Annotated in this window: 15 protein-coding genes; 8 read left to right on the forward strand and 7 right to left on the reverse strand. The window is 51.5% G+C overall.

The window, feature by feature from the left end:
* Nucleotides 1-80: 80 nt before the first annotated feature.
* Nucleotides 81-1814 carry a bifunctional protein-serine/threonine kinase/phosphatase gene (locus tag FT643_RS04160; protein WP_156869503.1) on the reverse strand — a complete coding sequence of 578 codons (1734 nt, stop codon included), beginning with the start codon at nt 1812-1814 and terminating at the stop codon, nt 81-83.
* Between the two features lie 114 nt (nt 1815-1928).
* Nucleotides 1929-3404 carry a NarK family nitrate/nitrite MFS transporter gene (locus tag FT643_RS04165; protein ID WP_156869505.1) on the reverse strand — a complete coding sequence of 492 codons (1476 nt, stop codon included), beginning with the start codon at nt 3402-3404 and terminating at the stop codon, nt 1929-1931.
* Nucleotides 3405-3799: 395 nt separating this feature from the next.
* On the opposite strand from FT643_RS04165, the gene FT643_RS04170 reads away from it, so the two are divergent.
* From FT643_RS04170 to nirD, 4 genes are all read left to right on the forward strand, one after another.
* Complete coding sequence (locus tag FT643_RS04170; protein ID WP_317621941.1) at nt 3800-5068, forward strand: NAD(P)/FAD-dependent oxidoreductase; 1269 nt, start codon at nt 3800-3802, stop codon at nt 5066-5068.
* 36 nt (nt 5069-5104) lie between these two features.
* Complete coding sequence (locus FT643_RS04175) at nt 5105-7756, forward strand: nitrate reductase (RefSeq protein ID WP_156869507.1); 2652 nt, start codon at nt 5105-5107, stop codon at nt 7754-7756.
* Nucleotides 7757-8149: 393 nt separating this feature from the next.
* On the forward strand, nt 8150-10720 hold the full coding sequence (gene nirB / locus FT643_RS04180) for a nitrite reductase large subunit NirB (protein ID WP_156869509.1): 2571 nt from the start codon (nt 8150-8152) through the stop codon (nt 10718-10720).
* Nucleotides 10721-10742: 22 nt separating this feature from the next.
* Nucleotides 10743-11108 carry a nitrite reductase small subunit NirD gene (gene nirD, locus FT643_RS04185; protein ID WP_156869532.1) on the forward strand — a complete coding sequence of 122 codons (366 nt, stop codon included), beginning with the start codon at nt 10743-10745 and terminating at the stop codon, nt 11106-11108.
* A gap of 283 nt (nt 11109-11391) precedes the next feature.
* Here the strand turns inward: nirD and FT643_RS04190 are convergent, their stop codons facing one another.
* The 5 genes from FT643_RS04190 to FT643_RS04210 form a co-directional block, all read right to left on the reverse strand.
* The gene (locus FT643_RS04190; protein ID WP_156869534.1) at nt 11392-11718 is read right to left on the reverse strand and encodes a hypothetical protein; all 327 of its coding nucleotides are present in this window, start codon (nt 11716-11718) and stop codon (nt 11392-11394) included.
* Nucleotides 11719-11910: 192 nt separating this feature from the next.
* Nucleotides 11911-12168, reverse strand: coding sequence for a hypothetical protein (locus tag FT643_RS04195; protein WP_156869536.1), 258 nt, complete (start codon nt 12166-12168; stop codon nt 11911-11913).
* A 132-nt stretch (nt 12169-12300) separates the two neighbouring features.
* Nucleotides 12301-12849 carry a sigma-70 family RNA polymerase sigma factor gene (locus FT643_RS04200; protein ID WP_156869538.1) on the reverse strand — a complete coding sequence of 183 codons (549 nt, stop codon included), beginning with the start codon at nt 12847-12849 and terminating at the stop codon, nt 12301-12303.
* A gap of 35 nt (nt 12850-12884) precedes the next feature.
* Entirely contained in the window at nt 12885-13730 is an 846-nt protein-coding gene (locus FT643_RS04205; protein WP_156869540.1) for a mechanosensitive ion channel family protein, read from the reverse strand.
* Between the two features lie 12 nt (nt 13731-13742).
* On the reverse strand, nt 13743-14084 hold the full coding sequence (locus FT643_RS04210; protein ID WP_156869542.1) for a hypothetical protein: 342 nt from the start codon (nt 14082-14084) through the stop codon (nt 13743-13745).
* Between the two features lie 148 nt (nt 14085-14232).
* Between FT643_RS04210 and FT643_RS04215 the strand changes: the two genes are divergently transcribed.
* The 4 genes from FT643_RS04215 to FT643_RS04230 all read left to right on the forward strand — a co-directional run bounded on the left by FT643_RS04215 (nt 14233) and on the right by FT643_RS04230 (nt 21468).
* Nucleotides 14233-17130 (forward strand): ATP-binding protein, encoded by a 2898-nt coding sequence (locus FT643_RS04215; RefSeq protein WP_156869544.1) that lies wholly within the window; start codon nt 14233-14235, stop codon nt 17128-17130.
* Nucleotide 17131: 1 nt separating this feature from the next.
* Nucleotides 17132-17986: a mechanosensitive ion channel family protein gene (locus tag FT643_RS04220; RefSeq protein ID WP_156869546.1), complete on the forward strand. Its 855-nt coding sequence runs from the start codon at nt 17132-17134 to the stop codon at nt 17984-17986.
* A gap of 116 nt (nt 17987-18102) precedes the next feature.
* On the forward strand, nt 18103-18630 hold the full coding sequence (ppa, locus tag FT643_RS04225; RefSeq protein ID WP_156869548.1) for an inorganic diphosphatase: 528 nt from the start codon (nt 18103-18105) through the stop codon (nt 18628-18630).
* Between the two features lie 501 nt (nt 18631-19131).
* On the forward strand, nt 19132-21468 hold the full coding sequence (locus tag FT643_RS04230; RefSeq protein ID WP_198043306.1) for an LBP/BPI/CETP family protein: 2337 nt from the start codon (nt 19132-19134) through the stop codon (nt 21466-21468).
* The last annotated feature ends 33 nt before the right edge of the window (nt 21469-21501 follow it).

Below are 21501 nucleotides of genomic sequence, written 5' to 3' on the forward strand. Positions count from 1 at the left end.
AGCGTCAGTATAAACCGAATCCCCGCTCAACCCCAGGCGTACCTCAGGCGACTAGCCGGAGCACGCCCGTTTAGTACCGCTCAGGACAACCATAAGTACAACGTCAGTATATTGGCTAACACCAATAATAGCGCTATCAGCTGCCAGAAACGGACCGGATCTTTTTCCAATAGGGGCCGGTGTTCAACCCGTAGAAAAGCCGGATTGGGATTGCGCAGATCCACTAATAACTCAGACAACGATTCGTAACGCAGATCTGCATTCACCTGTAACGCCTTACGTAAAGTGCCGTCCATCCACAACGGCACCATCGGATTACGACGATGAGCCGGAATGTATTTCAGGCTCAGAAAATCCGCCGCTGTCTTTGATTTTTGATAACTCTCACCATAAGGGTGTTCCCCGGTCAACAGCTCATACAACAGCAACGCCAGCGAGAACTGATCGCTTTTTTCCGAGCGCGGGCGTTGCAATTGATATTCAGGAGCGGAGTAGTCCAACGTTCCCAACGCGGTTTCCCGATTGAATGTTGTGGCAATTTCATCCACTCCCGCCACAAACACGGAACCGAAATCGATGATGACCGGATCGTCTCCACACAGAATAATATTGTCCGGTTTGATATCCTGATGCAGGGTTTCGCGTCGGTGAAATGCCCGCAAACCCTGAATCAATTTTTCAGCAATGCCGGTTACCCGCGACACATCCAGCGGCGCCTGATCCGCAATGACTTTACCCAGTGTCGGTCCGTCTTGCCACTCGGTAAGATAATATAGAAAATTCCGGGAGCCCGTGGGCTCAACTACTTTCACCACATAAGGATTATCAATCCTGCGCCCAACCCACTCCTCCATAATAAAGCGCTCAATATAAGGCGCATCGTCAGCGTAGTTGACTGACGGGGTTTTCATTACCGCGTACTTTTCTGTTTCTTCGTGACGCACAACATACAGTTGGCTGCGTTGACTGGCGTGAAGTGCTTTTTCGACCCGCCAGCCATCCAGCTTATAACCGATCTCCAGCTCCGGTGGAAAAGGCAGGGTATTCAGCGCCTGAAACACATCTTCGTTGGTTTCCTGCCCCAACTGGTCCACCCGCACCAATTGGCAACTGATATTGTCATCACTGCCATTGTCCAGCGCCAGTTGCAGAAAGCGATCGACGCCCGCTTCCAGATCATCACCGCATTCACGAAGTATTTTTACAAAACTGCGATGATCAATAAATTCATGTACCCCATCGGTAGTGAGGACAAACACGTCTCCGGGCTGCAGATCAACAATCTTCAGATCCACATCCAGATTAAGATCGATGCCCATTGCCCGCACCAGATATTGTTGCTTTGAGCTGATGCGCGCCACATGATCCCGCGTTAATTGTTCCAGCTCACTGCCACGCAAACGGTAGATACGGGAATCCCCTACATGGAACAAATAGGCAGATCGGGATTTGAGGATGACCGTACTGAAAGTAGTAACGTAGCCTTTTTCAGCCTGCAGATACTTTTGCCCCTGTGCATACAACCAACGATTGAGGGCGGCCAGCACCTTATGGGCAGATTGCTTAACACTCCACGAATCCGGTGTGGAATAATAATCGTTGACGAACCCGGTGATGGCTATTTCTGATGCTTCCTGCCCTGCCTCCGCTGCACTGACCCCGTCGGCGATGGCGGCGACAATCCCTTTACGGGCTAATGCCGATCCGGTGGGAATCTGTATTGCCATGCAATCTTCATTGCGTTCTTTAACACCCGCAGCTGAACGCTGGGCAACGGACACCTGCAGTGGCTGCTTCGGATTGTCCAGTGACATACACTTCACCTGCAATGTAGCAAATCAAAAAATTAAAAAGAAAAAAGCCTTAACCTGGCGTCACAACAACGTCAGGCTAAGGCTTTCAGATCCTTAACAACTGCATTAAGCGGATCAGTTCACTTCAATTAACTGCACCGTACCATCCGGAAGCACTTCCGTCATGTGCCCTTCAGGCTCTTCCAGCAGTTGCACCAGCATGAACAAGAACCCGGCGCAACCCGCAATGACCAAAAAGAACGTAGAGGTATCAACAAAGGACAACACCGTCAGGAATGTCACACCACCCACATTACCATAAGCGCCCGCCATACCCGCAATCTGTCCGGTCATACGACGCTGCACTAACGGTACCATTGCAAACACCGCACCCTCACCGGCTTGTACGAAGAAGGAGCAACACATAGTTGCAATCACGGCCAGCGGAATCCACCAGGCACCATCAATCTGACTTAATACCAGATAACCTACGGCCAACCCGGCAACCAGAATGCTCATGGTTTTCTTACGACCGAACTTATCGCTGATATAACCACCACCGGGTCGCGCCACCAGGTTCATAAATGCAAACCCGGACGCCAGCAAACCCGCTGTCACAGCACTCAGCTCAAAGGTCTCCATAAAGAATAACGGCAACATCGAAACCACTGCCAGCTCGGAACCGAAGGTGACGAAGTAAGCCCAATCCAGAATCGCAACCTGCTTGAATTTGTAGCCCTGCGCAGGCGCAACCGGCTGCGGATCCGTAAACAAATGGCTGTTCACTTTATAGATCTGAGTGACCTGAAACACAAACAATGCAACCAGACCCACCCACAAACTAATAGTCGCTGTTTCACTGAGTAATTTCAGATTGTCCGGGCCCAATTTCCAGCTCAGAACCGCCAGGGCAATATACATCGGCACATTCATGGCCAAATAAAAATAGAAATCTTTTTTGTTGGAAACTTCCAGACCACCGGACTTCTTCGGTTTGAAATAAGTAGAGCCCTTGGGTGTATTCCGTGCCCGAAAGAAATACACAAAACCGTAGATCAATGCCAGTGTACCGGTACAGGCAACAGCGTAACGCCAGCCCTCAGGCCCACCAAAAGCCAAGGCGATAGTCGGCAATGTCATTGCAGCAGCGGCCGAACCAAAGTTACCCCAGCCCCCATACACCCCTTCGGCCAAACCAACCTGCTTTGCCGGAAACCATTCCCCGACCATACGAATTCCGATAACAAAACCGGCACCGACGAAACCCAGCATAAAGCGGCTCAGCGCCAATGTTTCATAGCTGTCGGCAAATGCAAACAGGTAGCAAAGACCGGAGGACGCAATCAGCAAGCCACTGAAAACATGACGCGGGCCGAACTTATCCACCAGAATACCGATCACAATCCGCGATGGTATGGTTAACGCAACGTTCAGGATCAATAACGCTTTTACCTGCTGCTCGGACAAATCAAAGGTTTCTTTGATCGCCATTAGCAGTGGTGCGTGGCTAAACCAGACAACAAAGGTAATAAAAAACGCAAACCAGGTAAGGTGTAACGTTCTGATGCTGGGATTTTTTACATCCAGCAGGTTCAACTTCCCATCATTCATTTGAGCTCTCCTATTGGTACTCACTCAGGCACAATCATTGGCGCGACAGACAAATCCGCATTCAGCAAAGCAACCTCCGTACCACCCCCAAAAGGAATCACACAAAAAAGAGAAAAGCCTCTCAATGGGGCAAAAACCCGCTACAAAAATCGATGGAAATTCTAATATGGTGCCTTTCGCGAGCAAGAGAGCACAGTAGTGGTGCGAATAAAAAAATCACCTACAACCAAAAACGCACCACTCACGAACCCGAAAAGAAAAAATAAAATTATATTGGTGCAAATAAAACAACAAGTGCGGCACCTGATAACCCAACCCGTCCATGGCATAGGGCTTGCTAAATACTATCGGGAAAGCCTGAGTTGCAGGCTGGTTTTTATGTGAGGAGTTGCAACGTGACAACGGATTCTGCGCCACGCAAGCCTAAGCTGGTTTTTGTCGGAAATGGTATGGCCGGCACCCGCACCCTGGAAGAACTGCTGGCTCTGACCCCGGACAAGTACGATATCAGCGTCATCGGGGACGAGCATTTCGGCAACTACAATCGCATTATGCTTTCGCCGGTGCTGGCGGGTGAGAAGACGATAGAAAGCATCATAATGAATGACGACGCCTGGTATGAGCACCATAATATTACTTTCTATAAAGGTGAGCGCGCAGCGCGCATTGATCGTGGCCGTCGCCGGATCTCGACAGCATCCGGACTGGAAATCCCTTATGACCGCCTGGTGCTGGCAACGGGATCCCGCCCCGCCCGCATCCCCGTACCCGGCAACGATCTGAACAATATTCTCACCTTCCGTGACATCAGCGACGTTCACGACATGCTGCGGCTGAGCAAAGAGAAGCAGCATGCAGCCGTTGTCGGCGGCGGTCTGCTGGGCCTGGAAGCGGCTAATGGGCTGCGCGCCCAGGGTATTCACGTCACAGTGGTCCACAGTAGCCCCAGCATTTTGAACCGACAACTGGATGAGACCGCTGCCAAAATGCTGCAACAAAGCCTGTCCGACAAAGGCATTGAATTTTGCCTTAATGCCCGCACCGTCGCCCTCAGCGGCGATCAACAAGGGGACGTACGAGAGCTGCATTTTAAAGATGGGCGCTCGCTACAGGCCGATATGGTGGTGATGGCGACAGGCGTCATCCCCAATCACGAGCTGGCCCTGAACAGCGGCTTGCCCTGTGAAAAAGGCATACTGGTCAACGATGTGCTGCAAACCTATGACCCGGCAATCTATTCCGTAGGGGAATGCATTCAACACCGGGGGGCCGTGTTCGGACTGGTGGCACCCACTTACGAGCAGGCCAAGGTGTGCGCCAACCACCTGGCTGAATTCGGTATTGCCCGTTACATTCAACAGGCGCAGGCAACCAAACTCAAAATAACCGGCATCAACGCGTTTTCTGCCGGCGATTTTCTGGGTGATGACGACGCTGAATTCATTACCTTGCACGATCGCGCCTTGAACCATTACAAAAAACTGGTCATCTCCAATGACCGCCTGATCGGTGCTGTGCTTTACGGCGATACCCAGGATGGCGCCTGGCTGTTTGATCTGATTCAACAAAAAGCGCATATTCACTCACTGCGCGATCAGTTAATCTTTGGAAAAGACTTTTGCACCCTAGAGACTAAACTGGCGGCATTACCGGAAGCTGCCTAGCGCTTGCTGTGAGTTTCTAAGCATTAAGGCTCTAAAATGGAGAGATCTTCCATCCTGAATAAAACGACCTGTCCTTATTGTGGTGTCGGCTGCGGTATTGAAATCGCCACCGACGAGCAGGGCAAAACCACGGTGCGCGGCGACACAGACCACCCCGCAAACTTTGGAAAATTGTGCTCAAAAGGTTCAACCCTGGCACATACCCTGGTGGAAGAAGGCCGCTTGCTGCACCCTAAAATCAATGGGCTGCGCGCAAGCTGGGATCAGGCTACGCAGTTTATTGGCCGCCAATTCCAACAGATTCTTGACCAGCACGGTCCCGGCTCCGTAGCCTTTTATGTTTCCGGGCAACTGTTAACGGAAGACTATTACGTTGCCAATAAATTAATGAAGGGGTTTCTCGGCAGCGCCAACATCGACACCAACTCACGGCTCTGTATGTCATCTGCGGTAGCCGCGCACAAGCGGGCCTTCGGAGAGGATGCTGTTCCGGGTTGCTACGAAGATCTGGAACTGGCGGATCTGATGATCCTGACCGGATCCAACACCGCCTGGTGTCACCCGATTTTATTCCAGCGCATCAAAGCGGCGAAAGAACAACGCCCAAAGATGAAAGTGGTGGTGATTGACCCCAGAAAAACCGCCAGCTGTGAAATTGCCGACCTGCATTTACCGATCAAGCCGGGCATGGACGTTAAACTGTTTAATGGCCTACTCCACTATCTGGCAGAACATCACAAACTGGACACAACCTATATCGCCGACCACAGCGACGGTATTCATGACACTCTGACTTATGCGCGCCAGGATGCAGCGGACCTGGACCAGGTCGCTACTGCTTGTGACCTGCCAGTACAGGATATTGCCACCTTTTATCATTGGTTCGCCCAACACGATCGTACAGTGACCTGCTTTTCCCAGGGTATCAACCAATCCAGCCAGGGCACGGACAAAGGCAACGCCATTATCAATTGCCACATTGCGACCGGCCGCATCGGCAAACCCGGCGCAACCCCCTTTTCCCTTACCGGTCAGCCCAATGCCATGGGCGGGCGCGAAGTGGGCGGCCTTTCTAACCAGTTGGCCGCGCACATGGAATTCAACGCCTCAGACCTGAAGCGGGTCAAACACTTCTGGAAAGCACCGAACATGGCCACCCACGCCGGACTAAAAGCAGTTGACCTGTTTGATGCCATAGAGCGAGGCGGTGTTAAGGCAATCTGGATTATGGGCACCAACCCGGTGGTCAGCCTACCCGATGCCGACCAGGTGAAACGGGCACTGCAAAAAGCGCAACTGGTCGTGGTATCGGACTGTATCGAACACACCGATACCAGCGCCTTCGCCCAGGTTCTATTGCCTGCTGCAGGGTGGGGCGAAAAAGACGGCACGGTCACCAATTCAGAGCGTCGCATCTCCCGCCAGCGGGGGGTACTGACGAGCGCGGGGGAAGCTCGCCAGGACTGGCGTATCCTCACCGATGTTGCTCGCGCCATGGGCTACTCGTCTCAATTTCCCTATCAAACCGCGGGCGACGTATTTCGCGAGCACGCAGCACTGACCGGGTTGGCCAACAACGGCAAACGCCAACTGGATATCAGCGAACTGGAAACCCTCAGCGACGCCGAATACGACTCATTGCAGCCTATCCAATGGCCGGTAATGGACGACATGGGCAGCGACAGACTGTACGGCAACGGTCGTTTCAGCACCCAGAATAAGAGAGCGCAATTGGTTCCCGTCCGCAGCAAGCCCACTGCCCATTTACTCACTCAGCAATGGCCACTGGCGCTCAACACGGGCCGCGTGCGCGACCAGTGGCACACCATGACCCGAACCGCACTGGCGCCGCCTCTAACCGCACACAAAGCCGAACCCTACGTAGAACTCCACCCGGACACCGCGCGCATCTACGGCATTCAACCACACAGCTTTGTGAAAGTGAGCAGCCAATGGGGCAGCGTCACGCTGAAAGCCGACATTACCGACAGCATCCGTCCAGGCGACGTGTTCGTGCCCATGCACTGGAACGATCAATGGTCCCGCAACAGCCGCATTGGCGCGGTAGTCAACCCAGCTGTCGATGCCATTTCCGGACAACCGGAATCCAAACACACGCCCTGCCTTATTGAACCCTGGCAACCCCAATGGACCGGCTTTCTGTTTTCACGCAAGAACCGGGCGGTGCCGGAAAGCCACTATGCGGCGAAAGTGCGCGGCGAGTTTTTTTACCGCTACGAACTCGCCGGGACCCAGCCCGTGCACAACTGGCATGATGTGCTGGAGCAACTGAACCTGAGCGAAGACAATCTCTCCTTACTGTACGAAGACCCCCACAGCAAAAGTTATCGCTGCGCCTGGACCGATGAAGCCGGAATTCAAGCTTGTGTTTTTATCGGTCCGGCAGACTCTTCCACCATTCGCGACGCCGATCGTGGCTGGCTATCGTCCCTGTTTGCAAAAGCCGAACTGTCGCCATTGGAGCGCAAGGCGCTGCTGTCCGGCAAAAGCCCCGCCGGAGTAGAGGACTGTGGCCGCACGGTGTGCGCTTGTTTCGGAGTCGGCGAAAAGACCATCCGCAAAGCCATAAAGGAAAACAACTTGACCAACGCAGCAGAAGTGGGCCAACTATTAAAGGCTGGCACTAACTGCGGATCCTGCGTAGCGGAGATCAAGGGGTTCCTCTGATTTAGTTGAACCCTGAAATGCACTAGAGCAGTCCAGCCAGCAGCCGATAGCACCATTCCCTGACAATCGGGGTCAATCTGCTTAATTATTTTTCAACCTGGACCGAGCAACACAGAGCAAATTTTTGCTCCACAATAAAACACAACTGCACCACCTACGCATCATAAGTGCGCTTTTTAAAATGCACCACTCCGTCATGGCAGCCTCATTCTGGTGCCTTGCATGGTGCACTGCGCACCCCGCTGCAGCATTTTGATTGAAAAAGCCGGTTTTTACGGGGTTTTCCGCTCTTTTTCACCCACTCCCACAAATTATTCACTGTTGGCACGTTAGCTGCTTTTACTGATTCGAGAGTTAATACCATCGGGCCAGGCCGGGAGTATCGCCCCGGTTATGAGTAACCAGTCGGTCGCTAGAGTGGAGTCAGTCGTGAGCAAGCAAAAATTAGTCGTTATCGGTAACGGCATGGTAGGCCAAAAATTTCTGGAACAGTTCACCGCAAAAGAGCAGGCGTCCGGTTTCGACATTATCACGTTCTGCGAAGAGTCACGGGTCGCCTACGACCGCGTGCAACTCTCTTCCTATTTTTCCGGGAAAACCGCAGACGATTTATCCCTGGTTGAAGAAGGCTTTTTTGAAAAAACAGGCGTTCAGATCCGAATGGGTGATAAAGCGGTTTCCATAGACCGCAACAATAAGGAAGTGACTTCCGCCAACGGCGAGATTATTTCCTATGACAAGCTCGTGCTGGCCACGGGTTCCTATCCGTTTGTTCCTCCTATTCCAGGCAAGGATCGCCCCGAATGTTTGGTTTACAGAACCATCGAAGACCTGGAAGCCATAGAAGCTGCTGCGGCCAAAAGCCGGGTGGGTGTGGTCGTCGGGGGCGGTCTGCTTGGTCTTGAAGCTGCAAAGGCACTGAAAGACCTGGGATTGGAAACTCACGTTATTGAATTTGCACCGCGCCTGATGGCCGTTCAAATTGACGAAGGCGGCGGCGCTATGCTGCGCAGCATGATTGAAGAGCTGGGCGTGCGCGTGCACACCGGCAAAAATACCAAGGTCATCGAAGACGGCGAAACCTGTGCGCTGAAAATGGAGTTCGCAGACGGCAGCCACCTTGAAACCGATATGATTCTGTTCTCTGCCGGAATTCGCCCGCAGGACGAATTAGCCCGCTCCAGCGGTTTGGCCATGGGCGAGCGCGGCGGTATTACCGTCAATAACTTTTGCCAGACTTCCGACGAAGACGTGTTCGCCATCGGTGAATGCGCACTGTGGAATAACCGCATTTTCGGTCTGGTAGCGCCCGGCTATCAAATGGCGCAGGTTGCGGCAGACACCATTTGCGGAGACAACGCATCGGAGTTCACTGGTGCCGACATGAGCACCAAACTGAAGCTAATGGGAGTCGACGTTGCCAGTATCGGTGACGCCCATGGCATGACCAAGGGCGCACAAAGCTACTCCATCACCGACGAGCGCAATAAGGTATACAAAAAAATTGTCGTCAGTGAGGACGGCAAGTTTATGCTCGGCGCAGTGTTGGTCGGTGACGCCGAAGACTACGGAAATCTGCTGCAGTTAATGCTCAACGAGATGGAGTTGCCGGAATACCCTGACACCTTGATTCTGCCCTTACGTGACGGCGCCGAGAAACCCTCAATGGGCGTGGATAAACTGCCGGACACTGCTCAAATTTGTTCCTGCAATAACGTCTCCAAGGGCGATATCTGTGGTGCGGTACAAAGTGGCATTACCGAACTCGGCGCCCTCAAATCCGCCACTAAAGCGGCGACCAGTTGCGGCGGCTGTGCAGCCCTGGTCGGGCAAGTTCTTAATTCCGAACTGACCAAATTGGGCATCGAAGTGAAAAAGGATTTGTGCGAACACTTCCCTTATTCACGGCAGGAACTGTATCACCTGGTGCGTGTGGACGGCATTCGCTCTTTTGAAGAGTTGATCAGCAAGCACGGGAAAGGCAAAGGCTGTGATATCTGCAAGCCGACCACCGCATCGATTCTGGCCTCCTGTTGGAATGATCACATCCTGGAAAACCAGCACGCCGGACTGCAGGACACCAATGATTACTTTATGGCGAACATGCAGAAGGACGGCACCTATTCTGTTGTACCGCGCGTACCCGGCGGTGAAATCACCCCTGACGGTCTGATTGCCATCGGCGAAATAGGCAAAAAGTACGACCTCTACACCAAAATTACCGGCGGCCAGCGCATCGACTTATTTGGTGCCCAGGTGCACGAGCTGCCACTGATCTGGAAAGAATTAATCGACGCAGGCTTTGAAAGCGGGCACGCCTACGGCAAGTCCATGCGCACTGTAAAAAGCTGCGTTGGCTCCACCTGGTGTCGTTACGGTGTGCAGGACAGTGTCGGCATGGCCATCGAAATAGAAAAGCGATATCGCGGCATCCGTTCTCCCCACAAATTCAAACTGGCTGTTTCCGGCTGCACTCGCGAGTGCGCGGAAGCACAGAGTAAAGACGTCGGTGTCATTGCCACGGAAAACGGCTGGAACCTGTATTTATGTGGTAACGGGGGCATGAAACCCCGCCATGCCGATCTGTTTGCATCGGACCTGGACGACGAAACCCTGATTAAATACATCGACCGTTTCCTGATGTTCTACATTAAAACCGCAGACCGCCTGCAGCGGACTTCGGTATGGATGGACAACCTGGAAGGCGGCCTGGATTACCTGCGTGATGTTGTGATGAACGATTCACTGGGCATCGGCGATGAGCTGGAAGCTCAGATGGCTCACCTGGTTGACACGTACCAGTGTGAATGGAAAACCACCGTGGAAAACCCTCAGAAACTAAAACGCTTCAATCACTTCGTTAATACCGATGAGAAGGACAGCAATGTGGTCTTCGTGAAAGAGCGCGGGCAGATCCGCCCCGCTACCAATGAAGAAAAGTTAATCAAAACCGTTGCTGTCTGACATCAGAGTTAAGGAGATCACCATGAACGCCAATGCCGCAATAGTGGAAAGCAATGAAAACTGGGTACCGGTCTGTGATTTTGCGGACTTACTCGCCAACGTCGGTGTGTGTGCCAAAATAGCGGACAGACAAGTGGCCATTTTTAAAGTAACAGATCAGGGCAAAGAAGACCTGTACGCCATCGACAACCATGACCCATTCAGCAATGCCAATGTGCTATCCCGGGGCATTGTGGGAGATCTGAAAGGACGCAACGTGGTTGCCTCTCCGATATACAAACAGCATTTTGATCTCAGCACCGGCGAATGCCTGGAAGAGGAAGTCTCCATTCCGGTCTACCAGGTACGTGATAACCGTGGAAAAATAGAAGTGCTGCTCGGGGGCTAGCCTCCTTCAGCATTAACAGGATCAGGATGCAGGTGATTGGCCTTACCTGCACTTGATACGTTTCAATTCTTGCCGATTGAAACGTTGCTAAACTGCAGCTCCTTGTGAGCTGGCTCCAGGCTGGCTAGCAGCATTCGTCGACTCGCGGAACGCGATTCTACGGTGGGAATATGCGATACCGAACTCCCCTTTATACCCTTGAAGGTAGTTCCCATTTGCTGTGACGCCAGCCGCTTTTGCCAAAGCCCGATCAGCTGCGGTAGCGATACTGGCGCATACCCGGTCAAATCGGACTATTGGTCTTTTTTACCGGCAGATCGATCTCCTCAAGCGCACTCAAGTCGGCGTCCTGTGCGCTGCTATTGTCCGCAATGTGGTGCACCATAAAGCTGAATTCATCACACCACTGCACGACATAATGCTCAGGCTCTGAAATCAGTTTGTAGTAATAACGATCCATCGCATCGCGGCAGGTATGGAAGCTGCCTTGCAATAAAACGTCATCCTTCCCCACAACAAACTCCCTGACCAGCTGGTAGGTGCCATTGCGTGTAGCCTGGGGGCTCTGCTTACGACGAATCCGGCAATTAAATACCCTGACTTTTTTCATATGCTTATCCTCCATAAAAAAACCGTTTTTTAGTGCAACTGGTTTTTTAGACGGTGATGCGACGCCGGGAGTCACAGAGATAAGCCGAAGTGGTATTTTTACCGGTTTTGAGCGTAACCAAATACAGATAAAGGGCTTTTTTGATTAAATAATAGCCGAAAGATCACCCAAAAGTACTCCATTTGGACAGTTTCACGCGCAGTGCGCCATGTAATGACCATGCACCTCAAAACTAAATTCGTTAAGCCAATAGACGGAATAGCGTTTTTCCTGGCGGCTCAAAAAGCGGTAATAACGGTCAATGGAAGAACGGCAGGCGTAATAGCAGCCTTCGGATAGAACATCGCTTTCCCCATCCATGAATTCCCGCACCACCTGGAATTGCTCCCACTTCTCACCCGGAGTCTTGGGCAATTTCTCCATTACGCAGGTAAAAATAGCTTCTTGCATATTAAAAGTCCCCTACCGGTAGTAGGTACTGTGAGTTTAAAACCTTTTTATTTGATTACCTATCCATAGACGCAGCCCGCCACTATAAAGTCACATTAATAGCACACAAAGAACAATCCTGCCGGTTATGTACTACCGGTAATACTGTTTCAGTTTCTCCATTGCCCGCTGAAAACGCATCTTTACCGCGCTTAGTTTCATATCAACGATTTCCGCGATTTCTTTATATTCCAATTCGGCGACGACCCGGAACACCACGATAGTCCGATCCTCTTCATCCAGCTTATGCAACCAACGTTCGACCCGCATGGCCATCACACCTTGCTCTACTTCGGTTTTATCGTGATCCTCTTCAACGGACTCTTCGATGCTATCGAAATCATCGTGGTATTTACGCTTGCGCAACATCGACATGGATTCATTATAGGCGATGCGGAACAACCAGGTTTTAAAACTGGATTCTCCTTTGAATTTTACCAACCCGTGAAACACCCGCAGCATGATTTCGTGAACGGCCTCCTCGGCGTCCGCCTCATTGCCCAGGTAGCGCGTGCAACTGCGCATAAGGCGGTCCTGATACCGTCTCATCAGTATTTCATAAGCCAGCGTGACATGAGGCAATTGCCGTCGGGCAATCCCTACTAACGCCTCGTCATCCCGCTCAGAAAGACGGGCACGCATCGACTTTCTGTTGCTTAAAGGCTCCGTAGACAGAACTATTCCTTATCTTCGGTCCAGGACTGAAACCTATAACTGCGATTCAGCAGCAACTGATTCGGCACCGACAAACATTCACCGGATTCGCTTTCCAAAACCGTGTTTACCGTACCAACGGTAATAACAATTCCGGTAAATTCCCCAACACTGATCTCATCGCCAGGCTGCAGTTGTTCACGAACATAAACTCCGGAAATGATATTGTTGGACACGCTTCGCGTACCCAAGCCTAGTGAAATAGCAACCGCTACACCCAGACTGCCTAACACGATTGCAAACACAATGTTGAGCATCTCGGTTTCAATTTCCAACTGCCCCACTGCCAGTGAAAACGTGGTAACGAAGATGATCATCTGCGCCAGACGCGCTACCGACGAAGCGTAATCCATCCCCATATTGCTTACCGCAGCATGGATGCTTTGCTTGACGATGTGGGCGATAAACAACCCCACCACAATAACGATCAAAGCGCCGAACACCTTCGGCAAATACAACACAAAATCGTCCAGAATCGTGGATATACGATCCAGCCCCAGGGTCTCGGCGGCAGTCAGCAGAATGATCAGCATCAGAAAAAAATAGATGAATTTCGACAATACGACACTGGGTGGCTTTTCCATTCCCACCTTTTTCATTGCGTCGGTAATACCGATGCTCTGAAACAAATTATCCATGCCCAGCTTTGACAGCAATTTTCCGGACCAACGGGAAATCAACTTTGCCAGAAATATCCCAACGATCAGAATTAAAAGCGTGGCCACCAGATTCGGAAGAAAAGCGGCTATCTTACTCCAGAATTCCGCTGTCGCATTTACTATATTCTGTGTCCATGTATCGATATCCAATGCAGGTGCTCCCTATTCTGAAGTAGACTGAGGTTTGTGTGGGTAATCTGAAGATCGCTGAGTGGGGGCGCCGGACGAAGGCCCGGCGGGTCGCATTTTATTAACCGGTCGCTTCACTTGTGGCCGTCCGCGGTTTTTGCCGGAGCCATGGTAAGCCTGGTGCATCGAGGCGCCAAAGCCTGCAAACAAGACCCAGATCCAGCTGGCAAAAAAGCTCATTACATCCCGCGTGTTGGTTTGCTGTTTTGCACGGGATAGCACCCGTTGCAGTGACTGCTCCGGGTCGTAACAGCTCGGCTTCCCGCGCATCACGGTTTTCAGATTTTCCAGCTCCGGTTCCTGATCTTGTTGCATACTACCCACCTGTAATTATTCCCGCTGCAGTCTAGCATAGGCTGACCGTTGCCTGAATTTTGTCTATGATTGGCTTTTAGACGTATTGACGTGTTAAAAAGTCACGACTTATCCTGGTTCCCTGTCATGGAGTGAACTGCATATTACAATGCATAACCCGATATCTGCTGGCAAAGCGCTTGGTTCCCGTCCGGATATGCGGTTTGTCGCCGGTATCCGGCCCCCGCTGCGCCCTCTTCTTCTGCTAATCAGCCTCCTATTCATTGGGGTATTTGTCACACCTGCGCTGGCGGATTGTAAACAAGCGGAAGCCCTGCTGGATAAGCCCGCGCAACGTCTGCAGGTGCTCATCGAACAACGCAACCGGCTTGAAAAACTGCTTTCGGGGCGGCTAAGCGCATCGTTTGATATCAGCAAAAACGTACCCGTCGCCCTGGACCGGGAGCTGGATGTATTCCGTGCCCGCCATGAATTGGCCGTTAAGGAAAGCGATACCGACAGCAGCGAGATCCCGGCAGCTCTGGAAGACTGCCCGCCACTGGAAAAGAAATGGAACAGCTTGCAGTATCAGCTCAGCTCGGAAAAAGACCTTCTTCGCCAGCAGCAAATACAACTCTACGACTTACCCAAACCAACGCGACAGGCATTAGTACGGGTATTGGGCCAATGGCAGACGCTGTATGAATTGCAAAAGGAAGCAGACCAATGGGCTGAAAAAGATGCAGAAAGCCCCGACACGGTGGCGCTGGTTAATCAGGTCAATCAATGGATAGACCTGTGGCGAGACGCTACCCGCAATTGGCTCTCGCAACTGCATCACAATAGCCCCGCCGGATCTGACTCCAATAATATTTGGGGACTGACCCCGCAAGTACCAAACGCCGATGAAGCGGCCGATTGGGTAAACTACGTTGAGAGCCATTCCGAAGGAGAGAGTCCGGATTTATTGAGCTGGCTTGATCAAATGGAAGCAGCGGAATCGGCTTTGCTGCGCGAATCCAGTAAATGGCGGAATAAAAAAATCTGGGATCTGGGATGGGCTCATTTTTTTAAGGATCTGACCAAACCCCGCAGTTTTTGGCGACAACTGGCCAATGAAGCCAGTGAGGCCCCGACAAACCTGTTCGATGCCGTGACCCGACCCTTTATTCGTGAATACCGCCGATCGTTACGGCTGGGCAATCGCGGCGAATTGCTATCCGAATGGTTTCTACAGACGTTGGCTTTAATCGGGATTATGTCCGGCCTGATGCGGTTTGCCAGAACCGTGCCCGGCGCCATTTCACGCATACAGCAAAATTTGCTGGGGTCTTTGCAGCACAAATTATTGCTTCAGTTCAATTCGGCTTTTATGTGGTTCATAAAACCCAACGCGCCCTGGCTGGTCGTGCTGGTCGGTACCAACCTGATTGCCTATTACGTTCCCGCTGAATGGATTATTTTGAAGTGGCTGGGGCCGATCGGTACCCTGTATTCGGTTTTCCGCGCCGCTCGCGTATTACTGGAGTGGATGATTTCACGAACCTTCACCCGCTCCGGCCAATTTGTTCCCACCAGCGCAGCCGAAAATCAGGCTGCCGACGCCCATACGGTTTCCTGGGTGGTCGTGCTGTGTTTCTTGAGTTGGGTTCTGGTGAAAGGCACCGGTGGCGGCTACCTGATGTTTTTCAATATCATCTTCAACTTTGCTCTGTGCTGGGCCGGGTTGTTGTGGCTGATGCTGCGATATCGCGAAGGCGTAGCGCGCTTTTTTCTTTTTGTCACCGGTAAAGGCAAAGGTAAAAACCTGGATGCGGGTAGCGCACAAAAATGGTGGATGATATTGATCTGGCCATTATTGTTCGTATTGGCACACATCGTCGACGTTGTGCTGAATATGCACCAGAAGCTGATGGTGTTCGATACCTACCGTTCCATCAGCATTAAACTGATGCGCTGGCGTCTGGCAGCCGAAGCGAAAGATGAAGAAGGCGAGACTGAAAAGGACGAGACTTTACCGGACGAGAACTATCGTGAATGGATGCTGATGGATGAGGGCAAGCCCAGCCTGGACATCAATATCCTGAGCCATGTTTTAACGCCCATTCAGCTTTGGAACAAAGATAAAAGCGACGACAATGTGCTGCTTATCGTCGGTGATCAGGGCAGCGGCAAGTCGACGCTGCTAAACAGCTTGCAGGAAAAGTGGGAAGACACGACTATCAGCATGCTGCGCATTCCTCCCAAGACCACGAATAATGAGTTGCTATTCAGTTTGCTGGCATCCCATTTGGGGCTCGAAAAGCTCAATTCGGTTTCCGACCTGGTAAAACATTGTGACGGCCTGGAACCCCAGGTACTTATCATTGAGAATACGCAAAACCTATTCCTATCTGAAGTAGGCTACCTGAATGCCTATCGCCTTTTTAACCAATGCCTGAATGCCAATATCCCCAATATCTATTGGGTGGTGGTGATGCATAGCCAAAGCTCGATTTATCTGAGCTGCGTCTTCAATCGTGAATTGCGCTTCACGAATGTATTTAAAATGCCACGCTGGTCACCGGCTGATATCCGCAGGCTCATCCTGTCCCGCCACCAGGGCAGCAGGCGAACATTAAAATACGACGAGCTTCTGCTGTCTGCATCGGCCGGCAGCGAATCCAGCAGCATCCGCGCAGCCGATTCCCGCGTTTTCAATATTCTCTGGGAACAAAGTGGCGGCAATCCGCAGATCGCTATTCAGCTATGGGTCGAGGCTTCCCGCTCCCGTGAAAGGGTGGTCGACATCGGGGTGCCTGCGAAACCCGGCAACACGCTGCTGAAAGAACTAAAGGACGACCTCTGCTTCATCTATGCTTCCATTATCATCCATAAATCTCTCTCCGGTGATGAGATAATGTTGGTGACACATTACGCCGAGCCAATAGTCAGGCACGCGTTAAAGCAAGGGCTGCATCTGGGCTTGCTTAGACGCGACGAAACCAAACGTTACCGGATAGACCCCATCTGGCAGGGAACCATCATCAGTTTTCTGATCAGTAAAAACATGCTTTGGAATATGTAACATGGATAATGAAGCGATTGAGGGTATCGCCGCCTTCGGCGATTTACTGAATCTGGGCAAAATCTTCATGCTGCTGGCTGCAGGCACCTTTCTCTGGCTGTCCAACGAGCTGCTGCGCCGCTCCAGCCAACGCCTGATGGACTTCATTCCCTCAAGACGCTTTATGATTTTGCAGTTGGCAACCCTGCTCACATTTATCTGGTATTTCGCGGGGGCCTATTGGATGCTGGTGGGAATTCTGCAGCCTCCAAAAGAAATGCTGCTGGCCCTGGCCGGTAGTGCGGCGGTTGCCATGGGTTTCGCTTTCAAGGATGTCGCCGCCTCCATCATTGCCGGCCTGATTTTACTCTTTGACCGCCCCTTTCAAGTGGGCGACCGGGTCAGCTTTGGTGATACCTACGGAGAAATTATCAGCATTGGTCTGCGCTCTGTGCGTCTGAACACCCTAGATGACAGCTTGGTTACCATTCCCAATAGCCGCTTTATTACCGATGTGGTGTCTTCCGGAAATGCCGGTGCACTGGACATGATGGTGGTGAGTGACTTTCACGTAGCGCTGAATGCTGACATCGAGAAAGTGCAAGCGTTGATTCACGAGGTCATCGTAACCAGCCGTTTCGTATACCTTAAAAAACCGGTAATTTTTGCCGTAGAAGAAGTGGCAATCGCCGAAAGGCTGGCCATCCGTATCCGCGCCAAAGCCTATGTGCTGGATGTTCATTATGAAAAGGCTTTCCAGGCCGATATTGTCATTAGAGCAGCCAAGTTGCTGTGCGAGCACGAGGTTCCCCGCCCCACCCACGACCCCGAGTTCAAGCAAAACCCGGATAAAATTGAACAGAAAAAATTCAGTTAGGGAGCCCACAGCACTGTGATCAGCGGCCTTTGCTGAGTACACTTCTTCGGGTATAATCCGCCCACTTTTTGACGATTCGTTGCAACAATCATCTGACTAACTGAAAAGGTTTTATCATGGGTTTTAATTCTGTTCCAGCCGGTAAAGACGTACCGAACGACATCTATGTGGCCATTGAAATCCCGGCCAACAGCTCCCCGATCAAATACGAAATCGACAAAGACACAGACTGCTTGTTTGTCGATCGTTTTATGGCGACTCCGATGTTCTACCCCGCCAACTACGGATATGTACCCAACAGCCTGGGCGAAGACGGTGATCCGCTGGACGTGCTAGTTGTAACCCCTTATCCGGTCGCTCCGGGTTCGGTCATTCGAGCGCGCCCTGTAGGGGTTCTGAATATGTCCGACGAAGCCGGTTCTGACGCGAAAATACTGGCTGTACCGCACGACAAGTTGTCCGCCCTGTACAAAGACGTAAAAGAATATTCCGATCTGCCAGAGCTACTGATCAAGCAAATTGAGCACTTCTTCGAAAACTACAAAGATCTGGAGCCCGGTAAATGGGTGAAAGTGGATGGCTGGGCTGGCGCTGATGAAGCCCGCACTGCGATCCAGAAAGCAGTGGATGCGGTGGCAAAATAAAGCCCGCTTACTGATCTGACTGTATAAGTAGGGGGCTTGGGCCCCCTACGATTGCTGCGAACGACGATTCGATACCTAACGAGTGTTGGCACGCAATCCGCCCTGCTTGATTCCCCCCACCCAAACAATCCTTATACACTTTCAATCAATAACCCCGTCGTAATTACAAAGCCGCTACGCACGGCTACAGATGCTTACAGTTAACACAATCAATCTTACCGTAGCCCCCCACGCCAACAAATATTGCCCCACAGATACAAATTCTTGCTTTACTCGTTGTACGAATTCAGTACGATGGTCATTATGTCATCAGTCAAATGACGCATTATCAATTTGGACGATGCCAGGTAGTAACAGCCCCGGCTGTAATTGAACGAGTTTGGGACTCGCTCATGCGCTACCGGAAAATGCAGTAAGCGATAAAAATGCGAATAAACAAGCTCGAACTGACTTAATAAAAATAATTTCATTTTCTGACTTTCTAAAAAATTGAGGCACAAAGTGACTATAATAAAGAGACTCGTGTTCTTAGTGATGGTTATGGGGCTAGCCGCGTGCGACCAAGCCAACATAATTAATCCTGCCAACAATTCAACCTCACCCACCAAACCCGATATTTACGAAATTGTTTTCTCCAACGGGGTTCCAGCCGACTTGGCGATTCAGCTCAACGTAGCCGATGTCACAACGAAATTTGATGTCACCGAAACCGGTGCTACCGCATCCGGTGACCAGTTGGCTGACAATGTCTTCCCAGGCCGCAATACTCTGCGCGTTACGGCGTACAACAAGGTGACTCAGGCCATCTTCGAATACGACACCAGCGGCCCCAAGATCCATATCCTGGATGTTGATCGCAACACCATGACGGTGAGCGGTTATGTTGCAGATTCCGGCGGAATTGAAAGCGTCAGCCTGGACGGTTCACCGGTCGCATTGGAAAGCGATAACAGTTTTTCGGTTGCCTTTATTAATAAGCCGTTCAATCTGTTCACCGCTATTGACGGTTACGGTCACGAGAGCAGTACCGAGTTCGCGCGCAAAGATCAGGAGTTCAACGGTATCGCGGCACGACTGAACCAGGGTGGTCTGGATTTTCTGGTGAGCGCGCTGGAGCAAGAACTGGCGAAAGCCGACTTCCAGGAAATCGTTGGAGGCCTGGCGCCGGTGACTCTGCTGGACGCAGGCCTGTTTGATTTAAATATGCGGGTAACCCGGCTTAATCTGGACAATATTGATATTGGTCTGAACGTTCTCGACAATGAAAAGATCGATACCGAACTGTCGACTGACAACTTCGAACTGGGTGTCTCCATCGGCGGCAGCATCTGGACTATCTTGGGGCGAATCCCCTGGGAAACCGGAGCCATTATTCAGATGGACCGTCTCGATGTAGGAACCAACCTGTTGCTCGATATTCTAAATTCCGATCTGGATATTGATCTGAGCAACACGGTAGTAGACCATTCCAGAATCAATATCGACCTGGACAGCACCCCCGGCATTCTGAATTTTATTGACCGCATCACCAGCTCCATCATTTCAGCAATCGCACCGATTTTTGAACGCATCTTTATTGATTTACTGGAACAGATCATTATTCCGATTGTTTCTGACTTCGTTAAGGATATCCCGATCAAGCTGCAGTTGATTACCCTGGATGACGGCGAAGAATTGAATATCAAAGCACTGCCCACCTTCCTGGATAGTTTCGGAAACGGCATCAGTGTGGATCTCGGCACTCGTATCTGGGCTCCAAACCCACCCGCTAATATACCGGGCGCACTGGGTTCTTTGCACCGTGGCGGCGATACTCCCAGCCTGGGTGCTAAAACGCCTGCAGGTACCCCGTTTGACTTCGGTGCCTCTATTTCAGACAACGTTATAAACCAGGCCTTATTTGCCGCTCACGAAGCCGGCGTGACCACCATGAATATCAATCCGGGTACCTACGCGAACGCGACACCGAAGGGTATTGCAGTGTATGACGCCGATGACAGCGAAATTAAAGACGCGGATAAAATTGGTATGCGGCTTGATCCGGCTTCACCACCGTATGTGAAGTTCATGCCGGGTGACGGTGCCGCAGGTGTGTTTGGCTGGGATGATGTCACCCTGACGTTTGATCTGTACAAAGCACAGTGGGGAGAATACCGCACGTTATTTGGCGTTACCTTTAACCTGGAAGTCGCCTTCGATGTGAACAGCACTGACGATGGCTTCCTGAGCATTGGTATCGAACAACTGCCGGTGATCAAAATCACCCGCACTGACAGCAGCGGCATGATTCTGATTCCACCGGGGTTCATCAACTCCACCCTGGACTACTTTATGCCTGCAGTTATGCCGCGCCTGGCTCAGGAATTGAAAGTCGTTCCGCTGCCGCGCATCTATAATCATACGTTGCATATGCAAGAGTTCTGGGTTGCCGGTTCTGCCAACAACAGCCTTTCTCTGGCGGGTGACTTGATTCCGATCAGCATGACTGAAGCGGCGGCTGAACCGGAGACCACCATCGAAAATGTGGCCACTGCCAATGTGACAGCAACGGTTGAAAAAATCGATGCTTCCGGTGTTATCACTAACGAAAATGTGGAGATCGCCAACGGCGAGGTCACCATCGATGTTAATGGCCTCAACCCGAGCCCGGCAGCCGGTTTGCTGGAAGTCCGCTATCGTGTGGACGGCGGCGGCTGGACCAATTGGAAACGTCGACGCGAAATCCACTTGAGTCGCTTGCTCGCAGGGGATCACCAAGTGGAAGTGTGTTCACGAACTGCACTGCTAAAACGCGAAGTGTCCTGCCCCGTCGTGGAATTCACCACCACGGTGCAATAAACCGGAAATACGACGTACTATCTGTATAAAAAA

The sequence above is a fragment of the Ketobacter sp. MCCC 1A13808 genome, from assembly GCF_009746715.1.
Taxonomy (GTDB): domain Bacteria; phylum Pseudomonadota; class Gammaproteobacteria; order Pseudomonadales; family Ketobacteraceae; genus Ketobacter.